General features: G+C 43.1%; 18 protein-coding genes. 3 read left to right on the top strand and 15 right to left on the bottom strand.

Features of this window, described 5'->3' with window-relative positions:
• Positions 1 to 22: 22 nt before the first annotated feature.
• From Q0R57_RS07795 to Q0R57_RS07785, 3 genes are all read right to left on the bottom strand, one after another.
• Positions 23 to 1,060 (bottom strand): hypothetical protein, encoded by a 1,038-nt coding sequence (locus Q0R57_RS07795; RefSeq protein ID WP_294745634.1) that lies wholly within the window; start codon positions 1,058 to 1,060, stop codon positions 23 to 25.
• 464 nt (positions 1,061 to 1,524) lie between these two features.
• On the bottom strand, positions 1,525 to 2,205 hold the full coding sequence (locus Q0R57_RS07790; RefSeq protein WP_294745630.1) for an outer membrane beta-barrel protein: 681 nt from the start codon (positions 2,203 to 2,205) through the stop codon (positions 1,525 to 1,527).
• A gap of 91 nt (positions 2,206 to 2,296) precedes the next feature.
• On the bottom strand, positions 2,297 to 2,734 hold the full coding sequence (locus tag Q0R57_RS07785; RefSeq protein ID WP_294745627.1) for an N-acetylmuramoyl-L-alanine amidase: 438 nt from the start codon (positions 2,732 to 2,734) through the stop codon (positions 2,297 to 2,299).
• 315 nt (positions 2,735 to 3,049) lie between these two features.
• On the opposite strand from Q0R57_RS07785, the gene Q0R57_RS07780 reads away from it, so the two are divergent.
• Positions 3,050 to 3,421, top strand: a complete 372-nt coding sequence (locus Q0R57_RS07780; RefSeq protein ID WP_294745624.1) for a GxxExxY protein — start codon at positions 3,050 to 3,052, stop codon at positions 3,419 to 3,421.
• A gap of 173 nt (positions 3,422 to 3,594) precedes the next feature.
• Here Q0R57_RS07780 and Q0R57_RS07775 read toward each other — a convergent pair whose 3' ends face one another.
• From Q0R57_RS07775 to Q0R57_RS07765, 3 genes are all read right to left on the bottom strand, one after another.
• A complete protein-coding gene (locus Q0R57_RS07775; protein WP_294745621.1) occupies positions 3,595 to 4,209 on the bottom strand; it encodes an HU family DNA-binding protein in 615 nt (204 codons plus the stop codon).
• A 407-nt stretch (positions 4,210 to 4,616) separates the two neighbouring features.
• Positions 4,617 to 4,832 (bottom strand): DUF4248 domain-containing protein, encoded by a 216-nt coding sequence (locus tag Q0R57_RS07770; RefSeq protein ID WP_294745619.1) that lies wholly within the window; start codon positions 4,830 to 4,832, stop codon positions 4,617 to 4,619.
• A gap of 125 nt (positions 4,833 to 4,957) precedes the next feature.
• The gene (locus Q0R57_RS07765; protein ID WP_294745616.1) at positions 4,958 to 6,211 is read right to left on the bottom strand and encodes a VapE domain-containing protein; all 1,254 of its coding nucleotides are present in this window, start codon (positions 6,209 to 6,211) and stop codon (positions 4,958 to 4,960) included.
• A 198-nt stretch (positions 6,212 to 6,409) separates the two neighbouring features.
• Between Q0R57_RS07765 and Q0R57_RS07760 the strand changes: the two genes are divergently transcribed.
• Complete coding sequence (locus Q0R57_RS07760; protein WP_294745613.1) at positions 6,410 to 6,592, top strand: type II toxin-antitoxin system HicA family toxin; 183 nt, start codon at positions 6,410 to 6,412, stop codon at positions 6,590 to 6,592.
• 85 nt (positions 6,593 to 6,677) lie between these two features.
• Positions 6,678 to 7,079, top strand: a complete 402-nt coding sequence (locus tag Q0R57_RS07755) for a pilus assembly protein HicB (protein WP_294745610.1) — start codon at positions 6,678 to 6,680, stop codon at positions 7,077 to 7,079.
• Between the two features lie 79 nt (positions 7,080 to 7,158).
• On the opposite strand, the gene Q0R57_RS07750 is transcribed toward Q0R57_RS07755, so the two are convergent.
• From Q0R57_RS07750 to Q0R57_RS07710, 9 genes are all read right to left on the bottom strand, one after another.
• Positions 7,159 to 7,620, bottom strand: a complete 462-nt coding sequence (locus Q0R57_RS07750) for a hypothetical protein (protein ID WP_294745607.1) — start codon at positions 7,618 to 7,620, stop codon at positions 7,159 to 7,161.
• Positions 7,621 to 7,944: 324 nt separating this feature from the next.
• Positions 7,945 to 8,457, bottom strand: coding sequence for a hypothetical protein (locus Q0R57_RS07745; RefSeq protein ID WP_294745604.1), 513 nt, complete (start codon positions 8,455 to 8,457; stop codon positions 7,945 to 7,947).
• 334 nt (positions 8,458 to 8,791) lie between these two features.
• A complete protein-coding gene (locus tag Q0R57_RS07740) occupies positions 8,792 to 9,832 on the bottom strand; it encodes a hypothetical protein (RefSeq protein ID WP_294745600.1) in 1,041 nt (346 codons plus the stop codon).
• A gap of 76 nt (positions 9,833 to 9,908) precedes the next feature.
• A complete protein-coding gene (locus Q0R57_RS07735) occupies positions 9,909 to 10,382 on the bottom strand; it encodes a hypothetical protein (RefSeq protein WP_294745596.1) in 474 nt (157 codons plus the stop codon).
• 184 nt (positions 10,383 to 10,566) lie between these two features.
• Entirely contained in the window at positions 10,567 to 11,043 is a 477-nt protein-coding gene (locus Q0R57_RS07730; RefSeq protein WP_294745593.1) for a hypothetical protein, read from the bottom strand.
• Between the two features lie 316 nt (positions 11,044 to 11,359).
• On the bottom strand, positions 11,360 to 11,737 hold the full coding sequence (locus tag Q0R57_RS07725) for a DUF2019 domain-containing protein (protein ID WP_294745590.1): 378 nt from the start codon (positions 11,735 to 11,737) through the stop codon (positions 11,360 to 11,362).
• Between the two features lie 88 nt (positions 11,738 to 11,825).
• Complete coding sequence (locus Q0R57_RS07720) at positions 11,826 to 12,875, bottom strand: hypothetical protein (RefSeq protein WP_294745587.1); 1,050 nt, start codon at positions 12,873 to 12,875, stop codon at positions 11,826 to 11,828.
• 82 nt (positions 12,876 to 12,957) lie between these two features.
• Complete coding sequence (locus Q0R57_RS07715) at positions 12,958 to 15,246, bottom strand: C25 family cysteine peptidase (protein WP_294745584.1); 2,289 nt, start codon at positions 15,244 to 15,246, stop codon at positions 12,958 to 12,960.
• A 65-nt stretch (positions 15,247 to 15,311) separates the two neighbouring features.
• Positions 15,312 to 16,445, bottom strand: a complete 1,134-nt coding sequence (locus tag Q0R57_RS07710) for a T9SS type A sorting domain-containing protein (protein WP_294745581.1) — start codon at positions 16,443 to 16,445, stop codon at positions 15,312 to 15,314.
• Positions 16,446 to 16,516 lie beyond the last annotated feature (71 nt).

Raw genomic sequence — 16,516 nt, 5'->3', positions numbered from 1 at the left:
GGTATGTTCTTTTCTTTAACTGTTATTTCCTTATAGTCTCATGATATACCTTCCCGTTCACATTGATGTATAACACATACACGCCTGATCGCAGACCAGATATATTGAAATGTGCATTGTATCCTGTTCCTGCATCTTGCAAGAACCTCCTGTTGGAATATATCATTCCCATCTGATTTGATATGAGCATTGTGATATTTGCTCTGGCATCAAGACTATATTCTATATCAACACTACCTCCGTCTATTGACACATTGTAATGAATGATATCCTGAGGGACTTCTTGGTAATTATTGTCGTCAGGCTGTTGGTAATCGTTTAATTTCAGACTGTCTGGAATGCTGCAATATGCATAGTGAGTAGTACCCAAAGGGGAAAGGTCTGCATAACTGGTACTTGTGACAGATTCCAGAATGGGTCTGCAATATCCCTTGACGTACCACTCATATCTTTCTTCAATTACCTGTTTCATTTCAACAGAGTCAATTCTTGAAGGGTTCAAGTCCATGGCGACAGAATAAGATTTTAGTTTATAAACCCTTAATACATTCTTTAGTGTGTCTGTGTCTGAAAGCAAAATGTCACCTTGTCCATCTGCTACAACATAATAGAAGCCTTTCTCTTTGAAGAAATGATCTCCGCAATAAATTCCGTAGCCTTCGAAGTCTTTAGAGAATGCGTCTTCAAACGCCAACGGATAAATCATGCTACAAGGTGAATTATAATAATATGTCTCTTTGAGTGGAGTCTCATTGCCTACTTCCAACAGACTATCCTCTCTCATTATATAATAGGTTATCTGACTCTCGTCCGTAACAGTAATCAACCCCAAACTGTCAATACATTGTGAAACAAGATGTGCCTCACTTAAAATATTCAAGTCAGAAAAATCCCATAGACAACTAGACCCGCCATTGCCAGGATCAAAATAATCTACTGCATTCCTTGTAAATACACCTTCCTCTAATCCTGTCGTTTCATTTGTCAATGTAATATGAGAACTAACTTCGTTTGTGGAAAGCACAAATAGTCCCCAAAACAATTTTAACCTTATATTCATGACGTTTTTAGTACATTTAAAACAATCTTTTCTGTTTTTCTTGTTGACTCGTGTTTTTGAAATGCAAAGATATATATTTTACATAAGCTCACAAAATTTAATCAAATGAAAAGCCATGAAAAATAGAAATAGTAAAATGTTTTAGGACATTCTTCTAATAACACCTCTTTAATTATAAAGAACAATTACCTAAGGAGGTTACACTTCCTTGCAGTGGAATAGTATGAAACGCTATTTGAGACTTTCAAAAGCAGAGACACTATAGGACAAGAAAACCTCAGTCAGCATTTCGCAGACTGAGGTTTTCTTTTGGGGTTTTCTTTCAAAGATTTGGTCAGTTCGATGGCAATGATCAGTGGGGACGGTCCTCCTGATCATTTGGGCGCAAAGTTACAAACATATTCTATTATCTCCAAATTTTCGCATCAATAAATGATCAGGAACGCTCGGCTCTGCCGCTTTCACTAAAAGTAATAGCGCATACCCACTTGAAAGCCTATGCGCCTGATGCCATAAAACTCATTGTCCTTCAACTCAAAACCATCAGGCTTATTCAATTTCACGGTAATCATATTCATCTGAGCACCCAGCGCTATTTGGTTGCTCACTTTGTATTCCCACCCAATACGTAACAGCGGTGCCACATGCCCCTCAGTATGAGACTGGTTACCCACAGACTCCGAATAACTGCAGTAGCCAAAACCAAGAGCCATATCCCAACGCCACTTATCAGACGGTAATGCCATCACCAGACTGGGACCTATATAATTCAGACGCTGTACATAGCCTTCGTCAAATGAAGTATAGTTGTGCAGGTAGTTGACACCTATGCCGAAGCCCGACACCCACACGTGGTCATAATCCACCTCCACATCTATACCACACTTCGATTTGTAGAGTCTGTCGCCAACCTGAAATTTCGAAGTCATCCATGATGGTCCTACGTTGAAACGCAGGATATTTCGTGGTGCATTCTCGTTTCTCTTCTTGATTTCCTCATAGGGCGATTGATACGTCTGCATATACTGGTTATCTGCAGGCTGAGCAAGTGCACGGTCAAGGGAGCCCTTTACAACACTTGTATCACTCTCTGTCTCTGGCATACGCAGCATGGTGCCCCAAATACGGTGAATGGTGCTACGCATATCCGGCTGACGATGTTCGGTGATAATATGATACAGTTAGCGTTAGTTCGCTATCCTATCGCATCGGGGTTTTCTAAAATACGTTTTCATACTACTGACGGTTTGAGGGTTGGAGGTCGGCATAGGCCTTGCTGGCCATGAAGCAGGGACAGGCCTTGGCTACGCGAGGGAACTCGCAGTGACCAAGGATGCGAGCATCGGGGTAGTCACGGGTGAGATCTTTCAGCAGCTCGTAGAGGGAGTGCTTCTGGGCCTCAGTGCGAGTGTCGGCGGGTTGGCCTTGCTCATCGAGGCCTCCCTCGTAGACGATGCCAAGGGAGCACCAGTTGTAGCCCTTCACATGGATGCCCTGGACGCTCTCAGAGAGCAGGGGAATGATGTCGCCATTGCGTCGCACGTACCAGTGGTAGGATACCTGGCCCCACTTCTGCTTGCCGCAGTTAATCAGCGATTCCACGCTGAAGGGCTTGTTGCAGGGGTTGCCGACACAATGCACGACGAGATACTTCACGACTTTTAGAGGTTTCATTTCACACAGATAGTTTTAATGTCACACAGAGATTATTTTTTATTATCTCACACAGATCCCACAGATAGCACAGATTTTCTTCTGGGTCTCGCGGAAAGCGCAGAAAACGCAGAAATTAAAACCAGTGAGGAGTACAGGACTGGACGGCCAATGTGCCGACGACGGTGGTGATGATGGTGCCGATGACCTTCAGCACCTTGAATACTTTCTGCCAATTGATTTTCATTTCACACAAAATAATATCGAAAGAAATACGTTTAATTAAAGGTCACACAGATTACACAGATTACACAGATTTTTTATTCCTTCGGAATCATGACAGAGAACGAACTAACATACCAAATACGTGGGGCTATATTTGACGTGTACAACACGTTAGGCCCAGGACTCTTGGAGTCCGTTTATGAAGAAGCCTTATGTTTTGAGCTCCAGCAGCGTGGCTTACAAGTAGCCAGGCAACTGGAGGTTCCCATTAACTACAAAGGGAACGTTCTCAAAACTGCTCTTCGTCTGGATTTGCTCATCGAGAATACGATTATCGTAGAGCTAAAGTCAGTCGAAGAGATGAAGCCAGTGTTTGCAAAACAACTGCTTACATACCTAAGGCTTCTTGATAAACATGTGGGCCTTTTGGTGAACTTCACAACAGATAATATCAGGGAGGGCATCATTCGCATAGCGAATTAAATCTGTGAGATCTGTGAGATCCGTGTGACAATAAATAAAAGAGCTCAGTGAGAAGTTTGAGGGCGATGCGCAGATTGCATTCAAGGCTGTGTTTTGGACGTTGTTCCTGCGCTTAGGGCAGACTGGGTAGCCTTTGCGTTATCCCGGACACATCAGCCCTCAGACATCATACATCAGTTCATGTTGTCATCATCATCTCCTGATCCGCCGCCGGAGTTGCCACCGGTGTTGTCACCTCCAGTTCCAGAGGTTCCGGAGTTTCCACCGGTGTTGGAGCCACTATTCGTGCCATTCGAGGGATTCGTGTTCGAACCACTGCTGCTACTGCCTACGCTAATCAGGTTCTCGTGGAGCTCCTCGAAGGCCACATCCTTGATCAGGGTCTTGGTGTTGACATACTTCTGCACCACCTTGCCATCCTTCTCTGCGGAACCAGTGACGATGCGCTCGGTCTCAGGCTGGAACAGGACGCGGCGCGAGGTGATGGTCGATGCCGTGCAGTCCTCCGCCTTCGTCACGCCGATGCTGGAGAAGCCGACCTTGAAGATGCCGATACCTGCCAGGCGGATCTTCTGACCCATGCCCAGGAAGTGCTTCATGGCGGCACCCAGCTCGTCGAGGGCAGCCTTGATGTCACTGCGCTTCAGCGTGGCCTGTGTCTGGATGAAGTCGGCAATCTCGTCGGTCTCGATGAACTTCTCGTCATACACGGGCTTGGCGTAATACTTGCCGTACGTCTTCGCGTTGTGCGAATTGTTGTTCTTTGATTTGATGTACTTCTGACTCATAATCTTTTAAAATTAAACATTAAACATTGTCGCGGCTTGTGAAAGGTATGTCACTTTCGGGTCGTCCGGGACGTTTCTTTCACCCGAGGGAACGTCACTTTGCGGTCGTAGATGCGATACTTTACCCCCCTAAAGTATCATCGGAACGGGTCGCAGATGACGTCGGAACGGATGGAAACAAACATCGGAACGGGTCGTAGATGACGTCCCTTCGGCTCACTTGCCAGGTACAAGTGAAGTGCAAGGCGAACGCAGAGCCGAGCTCGCTCGAGCTATGCTGAGCCGCAGCCTTCACTCGCGATGCATCTCAAATGCATTGCAAAGATACTACATTTCAAAGAGCCATTGTCTGCAGAATCCTCCAGTGTCTGCACTGTCTGCCATGCGAACATTCTTTTAACATCTTTTCAGTCTATACAGAGCCAGTATTTGATTCTCTCCACCATGGCTGCCGTGAACCCGGAGTCGCCGGTATGGTAGTGCAGACGCTTGAGGTCGTGCTGCAGTCCCGGACAGGTCGCTATCTCGCGCCACAGCTTCTTCAGACGCGACTTTGGCTTGATGTTGCAGGCATACATGGCATCGGCCAGCTCCTGCTTGGAATAGTCTTTTACTTCTAACATAGTCGTATGGTTTATCACTTCTTCATTCTATTTCTTACACTTCTTACAGATAAAGAAGAAAAAAGAGTTGCGCGCGTACACATACGAGCGCAGTACGCGCAGGAGTCTTTTTCATTGGATATCCGTCAAAAGTGTAAGTCGTCGGAAATGGCCAGCAGGTGTTTGCGCTCATCAATCTCCGCGCCGCTACGCCGCACGACGATGTAGCCACGCTGGTCGCCATCGGACTTCTTCTGAAAGCCCAGCTTAGTGAAGGCACGCCCCAGTCCTTCGAGCGTGAAAATCTGGGCCGTGTTAGCAGCAATAATCTGCATGGCAACAGACACGGGCAAAAACTCGCCCTGCTCGTTGTCCACAGGCTTGCGGAAGTACCAGTTCACCATTTCGATCTCCGACTTCGGCGTCTCGAACGTGCTGTTGTGTTTCATCAGCCACTCTGTCTCTGCCGGCGACAGCCAGAACTCGAAGCCCTGGTTATACAAGGCGTAGGCCTGGGAGTAGATACCCTCGTAGTCGAAGGGATGGTCGCGGGGCGAGTCGATGGACTCCACCTCGAAGGGTACCCAACGGCGAGTGCCCGTGGGGTCGTTCAGGAACTGGGTGTTGTTGCCCGTGCCGCAGAACGAGGCTATGTGTGGGCGGTGCTCGTGGTGGCGACCATAGACAGGACGCTCGTCGACGGCTGGCATGGTCATGGCCGACTTCAGCTGGTTCATGGCTGCAGCGTTCATGGTGTCGAGCTCCTCGCAGCATACCAGACCGTAGCGCGTCAGCGTCAGCAGGTCGTCTTTGTTCATACGTCCCGCATTCGTCTTGATGCGGAAATAGCGGCGCAGCTCCGGCGGCAGCAGGTAACTGAACCAGGTGGTCTTATAGGCTCCCTGACGGCCCACCAGCACCAGTATCTCATGGTTTACCACCGTCTCGTCTATCCATGCCGCCACCATGGCCACCAGCCATTTGCGCAGGAACCGGTAGAACATCAGTTGCTCATCGGGACCGCCCTTCACCGTCACGCTCACCGACATGCCAAGGATGTAGTCGTCGCCGTTCCAGGGCGGCAGGTGCTCCAGGTAAGACTGGAACGGGTGATAGTCTGGCGCATAGTCTGAGTTCACCACATGGTCGAAGTCCGCCAGGCTGACCATCTTCGTCCTACGCAGCTCCTTCCACCATGAGTTCAGCTGGAAGTCACTCACGGGCAGCCAGTCTGGCGATGCCTCTACCAGTCCCGTCACCACGTTGCGGCGCAGCAGCACCCGCTCGTCCAAGAACCGCTCTATGTCCTCTATCGTGGCCACATACTCCTTCCAGTTCGCTTTCCGCTCACCGCTGGTTTCTTTCTTTTTCCATTTCTTTTTAGTTTTCTCCTCTTCCATACAAATAGAGATTTGTTTGCGGCAAAGATACAAAACATTTCTGGTTCCTACTCCCCTTAGGGGTACTACGCGAGGGTACTACGGTCTAAATAGTTAAAAACATAGCAATATAACAAAAAAGTTACCTAAATATTTGTTTGTTTGTAACTTTTTTGCTACCTTTGCACCGTCCTAAGCGGACAAAGTGTTCTGTGTTTTATGAAAACATCTGAATTGTTAGAGAGCCTCAGGGACGCCGGGTGCGTTCTGGCTCGAAACGGAAAGAGGCACGACAAGTGGACGAATCCCAAGACGGGAGCGTCCGAATGGGTGCCCCGGCACGCTGGCGAAGTTCCTACGGGAACGGCGCAGAAAATCTTGAAAAAGTTGGTTGGGGAGTAATCCCCGACCACTTTTAAGAGAGCTGGAAATCAGACGGTTCGGAGAGCAGGAACACTTTTTGTTTGATAGAAACAATATTCGATATATGAGGAAAGTATTAGTGACAGTATCGCAGGCATCCGACGGCACATTCTGGTGCCACACAGAAAAGGATGTCTATGGTGTAGGACTGAATGCTGCAGGCCAGACAGTGAAGGAAGCCAAAGACGACTTGCTGGCTTGTCTGGAAGAGGCCAAGGCCGACTACGAGGAAAGCGGAAAGACAGCAGAGCCGGTAGAGTTCCGCTACCAGTACGATTTGCAGTCGTTCTTCGACTACTTCTCCTTCCTGAATGTCACAGAGGTTGCTAAGCGGGCTGGGGTCAATCCCTCGCTGATGCGCCAATACACTCGGGGTATCAAGACGGCAGGTGAAAAGACCTACGAGCGTCTGACTGTCTGTATGGCAAATATTACCAAGGAACTGCAAGCCGCGTCTTTCCGTTAGGATGGCACGGATGTATTTCATAAAACAAGAACAAGAACAGAAAAAGTCCTGATGCGCGAGCACCGGGACTTTTTGCTTCTTAACCAAGCTGTCGTTTCAGTTCGTCCTGAAAGTCGAGCGTTCTTTTTCTGGTGAGAGCCAAGTTGTAATCACTCCGCATGTATTTCCGATTCCACAGCCCCTCAAACATCTTCCACTTCTCCTTGATGCTTAGCCGATCAGCTATTGTGTCGGCCAAGAGTGCCGCCTGTGTACGGGAGATGAGTGGTTGGAAGTGCTCGTCCACATAGCCCGCCTCCTGCGCTTTCTTCCACAGCACCATCGCCTTGTCGGTGGCAAGTTCGTTAGGTAAGTCCCCTGCGCTCTTCTCCCTCCCTAAGCAGGGAGGGTCGGGGTGGGTCTTCCCGATATTGATTTGGTTATCTATGTGCTGGCTTCCCTTTCCATAGATGTTAAATACGATGCTGCCTTGGCTGATGTGATTCTTCTGGTGCAACAGCTCCAGCAGTTCATCCAACTGGCTCGTCACATTCTCATTCATAACTTCATTTCATTGGTTAAACTTTTACGCCGCGAAGTTACGAAAAAGAGATAAAATTTACCCCCTATATAGCAGGTGTATATAGAGGGTATATTCCTATTTGAGAAGTTGCTTGAACAGCCTTATCTAATGGTTACATTCAATGCTTCTTCCAATGGGACATGCTCAATGTTGGCAATGCCGTCTATTTTTAAGCCATCTATTCTCATGCTCAAGTTATAGAATTTTCGTGAGTACATTAAAAACTGCTGCAAAAGATAATATAAATAATTAACTCACGCAAACATTCTTGCGCGAGTTAATCTTTTTTAGCATATGTAAGACCTATTTGAAAAGTTGTTTTAGTTCATCTTGAAACGTTAATGACTGTTGTTGATTCATAGATCTGTAATAATCATTATACATGTTGTTCCTATTCCACAGCCCCTCAAACATCTTCCACTTCTCCTTGATGCTCAGCCGGTCCGCCATGGTGTCGGCCAGGAGCGCCGCCTGGGTGCGGGAGATGAGTGGTTGGAAGTTCTCATCCACGTAACCTGCCTCCTGCGCTTTCTTCCACAGCACCATCGCCTTGTCGGTGGCAAGTTCGTTAGGTAAGTCCCCTGCGCTCTTCTCCCTCCCTAAGCAGGGAGGGTCGGGGTGGGTCTTCCCGATATTGATTTGGTTATCTATGTGCTGGCTTCCCTTCCCATAGATATTAAATACGATGCTGCCTTGGCTGATGTGATTCTTCTGGTGCAGCAGCTCCAGCAGTTCATCCAACTTCTTCAGGACATCGGCGGGCAGCATGTCGCCAAGTCCTCCCAGAGATTCTGGGACTTCTTCATTGTGATTCATATTCAAACAAATTTAAAAATATAGTAAATACCTTGATTCTGAAAAAGGATGCGGGCGATAACGGTAAGAACATCTCACATCCAGGCATCGCCAAATACCTTGTACACAGATGGATACCGCTAAAGCCCACACCCATATTCGAGTGTGAGCTAACAGCAGTCTTTCCGTGTACTATTTCCTTTGGCGATTTCGGATGTGTACAGAAAGCTGTCGCTCTATCTACTATATTTCAAGGTGCAAAGATACTGAAAATCTTATACGCATCCAAATATTTGAGATTATTTCTTCTTATGGGCTCATGGTTTTTATACGATTAATTAATCATGTTAAGAGGTTAATAATGGAATCTGACAGTCAGCATGGCACCCAAGTGGTCAAAGCCATACGACTCATTATCAGGCTGCTTAAAACCATCAGGTTTAGAGAAGACGCTACGTTGACGCACACCGTCGATACCGATGCCCAACGTCTTTGTCACCATAATCTCCATTCCCACAGTCATTCTCGATCCAAATCCGATTTCGTTCTGGCCGTCATCGTGATAATAAGCCAGACCTAGACCCAACGATGCATCAAGGCGCAACCAAGGAGTGATATTGCCGCCAATAAGGGCGCTGGGGCCGAGATACATCATGAGGTAATCGGGTTTATTTCCATAGTACCTTATATTATTGGGAATGTCAATCTCCGTTCTGACGCCATAGAAGTCGGCACCAAAGCCATAAATGTTCTTTCCTGTATAGGCAATAGACAGGTTGAGACCATAGCCCCGCTGGTCTGTGACATAATTCTTGGCATCGGTAGTCAGATAAAGCTTCGAAGTGGTCCACATGGGTCCGGCACCGATTTTGAACATAATGCCCTGCGGCTCCTCTTCTTCCTGCTGCCAGCCATCGGCCTCGACTTGGTTGTTTGTAATGGCGGCAGTTGTATCGGTTGCGGCTTCGGCATTAGCAGTCTTTATGGCAGTTGTCTTTGTCGGCCCCCATAGTTTTGCCTTCAGTTCGTCAATTCTTCTGACAGAGAGTGTCAGCGAGTCGTTCACCTCGCCGTCGGTATAAGCCATCGTACCTTTCAGTCGGTTCTTGTCCATCTCGCTATAGTCCATCACCAGCACGTTGCCGCCTTTTTGTGCTGTCTCTCTGACGGCCATTCCCAGCATTTTTCCATATTCGCTTTTCACCGACTCTGCCTTTCCGTCAACCGTCACCTGGCCGATGGCTTGAGCCTTCTCTACCTTGTCTATGCTCTCGACAATCATCACCTTGTTTGTTGCCACTGGATTATATCCGCTTGTCACCATTTCTGATGTCACCTGGGGAGAACAGCCCACCAATGTTACTACAGCTATCAATAGAAATAAATACTTCTTCATAATACCGTTTTTACTAATCATGCAATAGTACAAACTTTTTCTTATATCAATCATTTGTTATTACTTCAATCAAACATTACCAACAATTAGAGTCCCCATGATTTCCGACAAAGACTTTAAACGGCTTTGAATATATAATTATTCCATTTTTAGGAATATATATGTACTTTTTATATGCTGATTTGTTTCTATCATCATAAATAAGAAAACTACATAGGAAATGAGCCCGTAAATTATTCAAGCCTGTAAAAAAGAACTCTGGTCTAATGCATACTTTTACATTCTTCATATATTGACTATGGGGCAATATCACAGTATCACCTATCCCTTGGCAAATACAAGTATCGTACACATCTCCAAAGGTTTCATATTCACTATAACGTTCCAGTATTATTCTTTGTAAAGAATCTATCGCCACCGGTTTGTCCGTTGGATTAGAAACCACAAAAGATATCATAACAGAATCACCACATGCTACACTGTCTTTTTCCAATTTGACATCCAATGCTAAACCTTTGTTGCTTAGAGGTTGAATAGTTCTTTTCGTCATGCAACAGCAACATAGGATGCATAAAACACATAATACTAAATTCTTTACCATCGTCTCGGTATTTTATAAATAAAGTGCCACCACGGGTGGTATCCATATGTATATTTAATTATATCATCGTAATAACTAAGTGCAGTCCCATAACCAATTATCCTACTTTCCAAGTTAAAACCATGATGAGATTTTAATCGTATTTCGCATATACCCCATAATTAGTACCAGTCTTTAATCTATAGACAATTCTTTCTGGTTGGAATATCACCCCCAAATATGCTTGTTTTAATTCAATACTATGAACGTCAACATGAATAGGATCTTCATTAATTCTCCATATTGCCCAATCGTCTTGGATATCCTTATTTGTGTAGTCTCCCTTTGTCTTAAAGAGGATGTGCCTTGTCTCACCAACATCTTTGACGTTCCCAACTCTTTCCCACAATCCTCTTTTCATACCTATTCTTGTTGAGCAATGAGCATAAAAATCAATATTTCCTTTTACTACTTCTGTCAAGTCGGGCTCTTCATTAATAGGATATGATTTTTTGAAAACTCTTACAACATCGCTGTTCAGTTGCGTTAAGTCACTAATAATGTATTGCAAGTATTTCTTGCAATTACCATCTATCTTTACACAAAACACATCGCCAATTATTGTTCTCATATTCATAAAGAAATCATCATTATTTTATTCCATACTTATCCCAGTATTTTGGTGATATCGAGTTGATTTTATTATACAAACTTCCTCCATTCTTAATCATACCATATTTATTTATTAAGTTTTGCTCCATTATTCGAGCTTGCATTCGAGTTAGTCCCCCTGCAACAATAGAATAATCTAAATCTGATCTTTCGGTTCGAGAATTAGATTAGCGGGGTCGGTTCTTTCAGTCGCTACGCTTAGTGAAAGCGGCAGAGCCGAGCGCTCCTGATCATTTTATCAATCTTTTGACTTATCTCGAATTATCCTTTTATCATTACTTCTTTCTTGCCCATTCCCACGGAAATTTCAGTTTACCATTCTCCCATTCTTTTAGGGTATACATTGCATCACTTCGATAAATGCCATTAGAATCATCATTCTGAACCTCCTTTAGAACTCTTTCTGCTCTAATTTTATCAACAGAAAGCAATGCAAATGCAGCCCATAGACGTACACCAACATGCGGATGTTCCAAGAAAGGCTCCAATAATTGAAGTTGCTGACTGTCGTAAAGATATAGGATGCATGCAACAATAATATCGTGATGCCTATTTCCTGTTTTATAATCTCCTGTCTCTGATGCTTCGGAATGTCTTATAGAACTTTCCTCAAAGAGTCTTAAGGCCTCATCATTACTTTTTATCTTTCTCATTTTCCAGATTTAATTTAATCTGATCAGCGGGGACTTTCAGTCGCTACGCTTAGTGAAAGCGGCAGAGCCGAGCGCTTCTGATCATTTTTCACTTCACCACCTTCTTTCCATTCCTTATATACACCCCATGCTTGGGCTCTGCATTAAGGCGACGGCCCTGGAGGTCAACAATAGAAGGACCTGTGGCTGCACCAACTGTTTGAGAGGAACCAACACCTGCTACTACGAGAGAATTATAGTCATTATCATCAATTATAGGAATAGATACAGTATTGTTTGCATCTGGCACATTTAAGACACCATCATATAGGCATACAGAACATCTTACTTGCCTTTCCTCATCGGCTGAAACAATGGTATGATAAAATTTCAGGTGATACGATTCTCTAAATACATTAACAAGATTAAAGAACAAGGTGGCTACTCGCAGGCAACCCTGACCAGGAATACCATCTGTCATCACATTAATCAGCAATGTGCTGTCTTTATCAAGTTCTGCCTGAACGTCAAGATAGGAGTATTCGCATGGCAACACATAATTCTGATATGAACAAAAAAGACTGTTCTGTCCTTCGCCCCGTAGAAACTCAAGTACCTTATTCAGATTCTCACCAGGCTGAATGTTTTTAGTAAATTCATATGTTGACAGCCCCTCTACCTTTACAGGATAGTCAAAGCCTTCCTCATAGGCCTGCGCCAACGTTACCAAGTCTATTTCCACAACAGAATGTTCCTTGAAAGACACCTTACCAATATTCTTTCCTCTCACAGTCACTTGGTATTCGTCCTTTAGCGCATTGAATATGGTGAAATAAATATTGATCTGACAGACACAAGCGGCAAGTATATCACCAGTACCTGCGTCAACACCGATGTTGAGATTTGAATCATTTTCCTGACATATCACCTTAACGTCACCATAAGCACAGTTCACCTCACAGTTGATAAGTTCTCCATACAGACCACCTTCAAAACGCGTGAGTTTTAGCCTCGGGTTTCCGATATTGCCTTCGGATCTCGTCCTCATTGCACAATCCGTATTCGACACATCACCTACCGTTACGTTCGATTCTTGTGCCACAGCGCCACCTGTAGCCAGAACAAGCAAAAACACTAGTAGTAATCTCATCTCTTTCATAACACTTCAATTATTGGGTTTCACACATTTTCTGCAAAGATAATAAAATTCTCAATACGTTGTTCTGTTTCGAGCCACTTTTTTACTGAGTAATAGAACTATTACCATTTATTTCTAATGATGCGCCTAATTTTACCTCAAAATCACTATAAATTGTTGTACCAAATTCTGCTGATATGGTAGATGAACCATTTTCAACAACGACAGGTCCTTGGGGGCGATTGGAGTTAACATCGCTGCCAATATTCACTTGTTCTGCAAGGACATTGAGATTATTTGATAATTTCTCATTTTGAAGATATACTACATTTCCAAAAATCGTCTGGTATGGCAAGCAATTAGCTCGTGTCACAGTTACGAGATACTCATTTGGCTGAAGAGTAAATGTGGGTTGTCCATAATAGTCCCAAACACTATAATAGCTTTGCCCCATATCAAAACGACTCATAACACAGACTTTTGCATTGTCTTCTGCAAAGACCCAAGAGATGTCCTCGTATCTGTGAGTAATCTGCATATTTGAGATCGGCTGTGGCTTTTGTGTATGAATCGTCAATTCTGGGTCGCCCAATAATGTCATAAAGAGATATTGCCATCGTGTATCACAATAGCTATTACAAGCAGAAGAGAATAAATTTCTAGATTCTTTTATTGCTTTTCCTATTTGTGGTGTCCCAGAAAACAATGCCTTCCATGCTTCACCAGTAAATATATCCGCAGGTCCATTAGCATTACTACCATAGGTAATGCTTGTTTCACTACAACCATAATAAGCAATAATACCATTACGAGGACTATTCATAAAAGATTTCCCTAAGAATGATGATGGCGAAGATATATCATTTGTGTGACAAGCTTCTGTCATAATAACGGTATATCTAGGCGAGACCAAATTATTGGCATGATATGTATGGTACCATATAAGTCTTTCCATTGTCCATCTGTTAGTGTTTCCATGTGTTAAGACATGTGCAAACGCATATCCTTTTTCCAGTTCTGACTGCAAATTTTCTGCTGTCACATCATAGTTTGCACTATCAGGGTGGTCTGTACCTGTATCATAAAATCTGTATTTTAATCCATTCCAGCCTGTGGAACTGATATATCTAGAATACAAACTATCACATATCACCTGTGCATCGCTAATACTGTCTCCAGACTCATTTATTGCTACACATCTATCTAATTTATTACCGCACATTAATATCTCATTTTTCCAACCAATAGTATCTGGATTTTGTTCATACTCAATTACTTTATCTACATTTGTCTTTGCTTCTAATGCATTTTCTGTTGACATCCTTGAAACAGAACACCATTGAAAATAATCTATGGTATCTGTTATTTCTCCATATATTCCATTATGATTCTTGTCCCAGTCGATATCCCTAAGACAGGAATAATAGATATCGCAAGCCCCGTTAGTATATTCATTTCCATTAATGAATGATATCCTCGAATAACATTTTAATGTGGGAATAAGGTTGGTCGCACCACCAAGCAACACATACTGCAAGTCCCAGTCTCTCCTATTGTAGTAATTCTTTATCATTTTCTTAATACGAACAAAGGTTGTATCAGTTGTATATGTATTGTTAATCTCTTCCAACGTAACGACCTCTGCCCTACAACCCTTTTCCGTTTTCCAATCTGCCAAACGCTGGTACTCATCCTTTAATGAATCTACGGTAATAATCAAATAATGATAAAGGGTATCTGAATAAAAATGTCTTAGATTCTCTGTCTGGTACAATAAGTCTACATCCTCAGGATTTGCAACCAGTTTTACTATTTGCTCCAAGGCTGACTTTTTAGACGGAGTGTTGTTATCTCTATTGTCAACAGCATTATCAAGTTTGATGTCAATGTTAATTGTCGTATCTAGAAATAAGTTCCCCTTTTCTGCATCATATTCAAACGGACAAATCAGGAATGACAAGAATTTATATTCTCCCAGATAATGAGTTCCTGTATACCTAACCTTCTCTCTAGGATAAAACGCCTCTTTATAAGGACTATTCATTCTTGTCATTTTTCGAACATCAATACCATTATCTATTGGAAAGCAAATAGGATTAGATTCCAAATCAACATTTTCTCCCATAAGTGTATGCTCTGTTGAGATCGCATAGCCTATGTAATTATCATTTTTTCCTATTAAGATATTAACACAAGCATATGGAAGTGCAGGAGAATTATAATCATTATCAAATACGAATGTATGGTTCTTTGTACTAATTGAATAGAGGGAACCTTCCTTTTGTATTTCAAAATCATTTTGACAGAACTCCAACGTAATTCTTTTTGTTGTTTGTGCATCGGCGACTACTGATGATACAAACATTATAATATATATAAATATCGGCTTCATATACCCCCACTTTATTAGTCGTATTAAACAATCGGACGTAATAGAGAAGTTCCATTGAGTCAAAGCTATGATATAATCATTTTCTTCGTGTCTACTTCCTGCCCTCCAATTATTAATGAATAAAGATACATTCCTGAACCCAGGTCATAACTATTGACAGAAATGCTATCCATAGATGAATCAACAGGAATTTTCTTTTTCAGACTTCCGTTCATGTTGAAAATACAGATATAGGCATTCTGCACATCGTCTGGCAACTTAAAACGGATTGTTGTACTATTAGAGAATGGATTGGGACTGTTTTGAAATAATACTGCATCATGGAATAATGATTTTTGTCTATATGCTGAAGCCGTGTTCATGTTATCATTATACCGTGAAGCCTCAGGAACCAATGTCTGTAAAATCTCTATTTCCTGTTGCATTTCTTGAATCGTTTTAATTAAAATTGGAATCATCTCTAAATAATCTACATATCCCCCATTAGGACATACCATGCCAGGAAAAATAGAATCTATATCTTGGGCAGACAGTGCATAAGTGGAGTCGGTACTTGATGCGAATTTAAATGCAATTGGGTTTATTGCTTTTACTTTGTTCAATACACTTCCCATAGGTTGCCGATTTGGCATAAACGGCTCATTTGCCCATTTAAACATATGTTGATAATACAAAAAGAAATCGCCTTCCACGTACACTTTACCAAGGAAATAGCCAGCATAGCGGTCATTGATACATTTTGAATGACCATCTCCATCAACTGAGCCAAAAATACCAGCGCCATTTCTTCCACTATTTAGATATCCTGAGACTCCATAATTATAGCCACTGGCACCATTTCCTGCTGTGCCAAGAACTCCAACGGCATAGCCATTTGACGACGAATAAGTTCCGGTAATTTGACTACTCACACCTACAATTCCAGAATTTAGAGTTGGGGTTCCTGTTACAAATAAGCCTGCTCCATACATAGAGCTAGACATATTGCTGCTTTTACCTAGGGCTTTAATTTGTATAACACGTCCATCACCTTCGAAATATGTTTTTGCATAGGTGTTTCCTTTTGCGCCAAAAGCTAATTGGGAAGTTGGATTCTCAGTGGTACCAATAGCAACTTTACCATTACTATTAACCTTCAACTGAGCACTAGAAGTGATAGCAATGCCTATACAGGCGAGTAGTAATAAAGTCTTTTTCATCGATATAATAGTTTTAGTTTATTTCGTACTAATAAAGAATAATAGAAAGGTGTGAGGCGTTATGTCCCCAC

This window comes from uncultured Prevotella sp. (assembly GCF_946407605.1).
Classification (GTDB): Bacteria; Bacteroidota; Bacteroidia; order Bacteroidales; family Bacteroidaceae; genus Prevotella.
Note: the sequence above shows the minus strand (reverse complement) of the source record. Positions and strands in the feature narration are given on the sequence as shown.

What these genes read in the sequence shown, in the direction of transcription:
- Q0R57_RS07740 (WP_294745600.1), bottom strand. Translation starts at nt 9,832, where the DNA reads ATGAAGAAGTATTTATTTCTATTGATAGCTGTAGTAACATTGGTGGGC.
- Q0R57_RS07750 (WP_294745607.1), bottom strand. Translation starts at nt 7,620, where the DNA reads ATGAATGAGAATGTGACGAGCCAGTTGGATGAACTGCTGGAGCTGTTG.
- Q0R57_RS07730 (WP_294745593.1), bottom strand. Translation starts at nt 11,043, where the DNA reads ATGAGAACAATAATTGGCGATGTGTTTTGTGTAAAGATAGATGGTAAT.
- Q0R57_RS07755 (WP_294745610.1), top strand. Translation starts at nt 6,678, where the DNA reads ATGAGGAAAGTATTAGTGACAGTATCGCAGGCATCCGACGGCACATTC.
- Q0R57_RS07775 (WP_294745621.1), bottom strand. Translation starts at nt 4,209, where the DNA reads ATGAGTCAGAAGTACATCAAATCAAAGAACAACAATTCGCACAACGCG.
- Q0R57_RS07795 (WP_294745634.1), bottom strand. Translation starts at nt 1,060, where the DNA reads ATGAATATAAGGTTAAAATTGTTTTGGGGACTATTTGTGCTTTCCACA.
- Q0R57_RS07745 (WP_294745604.1), bottom strand. Translation starts at nt 8,457, where the DNA reads ATGAATCACAATGAAGAAGTCCCAGAATCTCTGGGAGGACTTGGCGAC.
- Q0R57_RS07725 (WP_294745590.1), bottom strand. Translation starts at nt 11,737, where the DNA reads ATGAGAAAGATAAAAAGTAATGATGAGGCCTTAAGACTCTTTGAGGAA.
- Q0R57_RS07735 (WP_294745596.1), bottom strand. Translation starts at nt 10,382, where the DNA reads ATGACGAAAAGAACTATTCAACCTCTAAGCAACAAAGGTTTAGCATTG.
- Q0R57_RS07785 (WP_294745627.1), bottom strand. Translation starts at nt 2,734, where the DNA reads ATGAAACCTCTAAAAGTCGTGAAGTATCTCGTCGTGCATTGTGTCGGC.
- Q0R57_RS07715 (WP_294745584.1), bottom strand. Translation starts at nt 15,246, where the DNA reads ATGAAGCCGATATTTATATATATTATAATGTTTGTATCATCAGTAGTC.
- Q0R57_RS07765 (WP_294745616.1), bottom strand. Translation starts at nt 6,211, where the DNA reads ATGGAAGAGGAGAAAACTAAAAAGAAATGGAAAAAGAAAGAAACCAGC.
- Q0R57_RS07710 (WP_294745581.1), bottom strand. Translation starts at nt 16,445, where the DNA reads ATGAAAAAGACTTTATTACTACTCGCCTGTATAGGCATTGCTATCACT.
- Q0R57_RS07780 (WP_294745624.1), top strand. Translation starts at nt 3,050, where the DNA reads ATGACAGAGAACGAACTAACATACCAAATACGTGGGGCTATATTTGAC.
- Q0R57_RS07720 (WP_294745587.1), bottom strand. Translation starts at nt 12,875, where the DNA reads ATGAAAGAGATGAGATTACTACTAGTGTTTTTGCTTGTTCTGGCTACA.
- Q0R57_RS07760 (WP_294745613.1), top strand. Translation starts at nt 6,410, where the DNA reads ATGAAAACATCTGAATTGTTAGAGAGCCTCAGGGACGCCGGGTGCGTT.
- Q0R57_RS07770 (WP_294745619.1), bottom strand. Translation starts at nt 4,832, where the DNA reads ATGTTAGAAGTAAAAGACTATTCCAAGCAGGAGCTGGCCGATGCCATG.
- Q0R57_RS07790 (WP_294745630.1), bottom strand. Translation starts at nt 2,205, where the DNA reads ATGCGTAGCACCATTCACCGTATTTGGGGCACCATGCTGCGTATGCCA.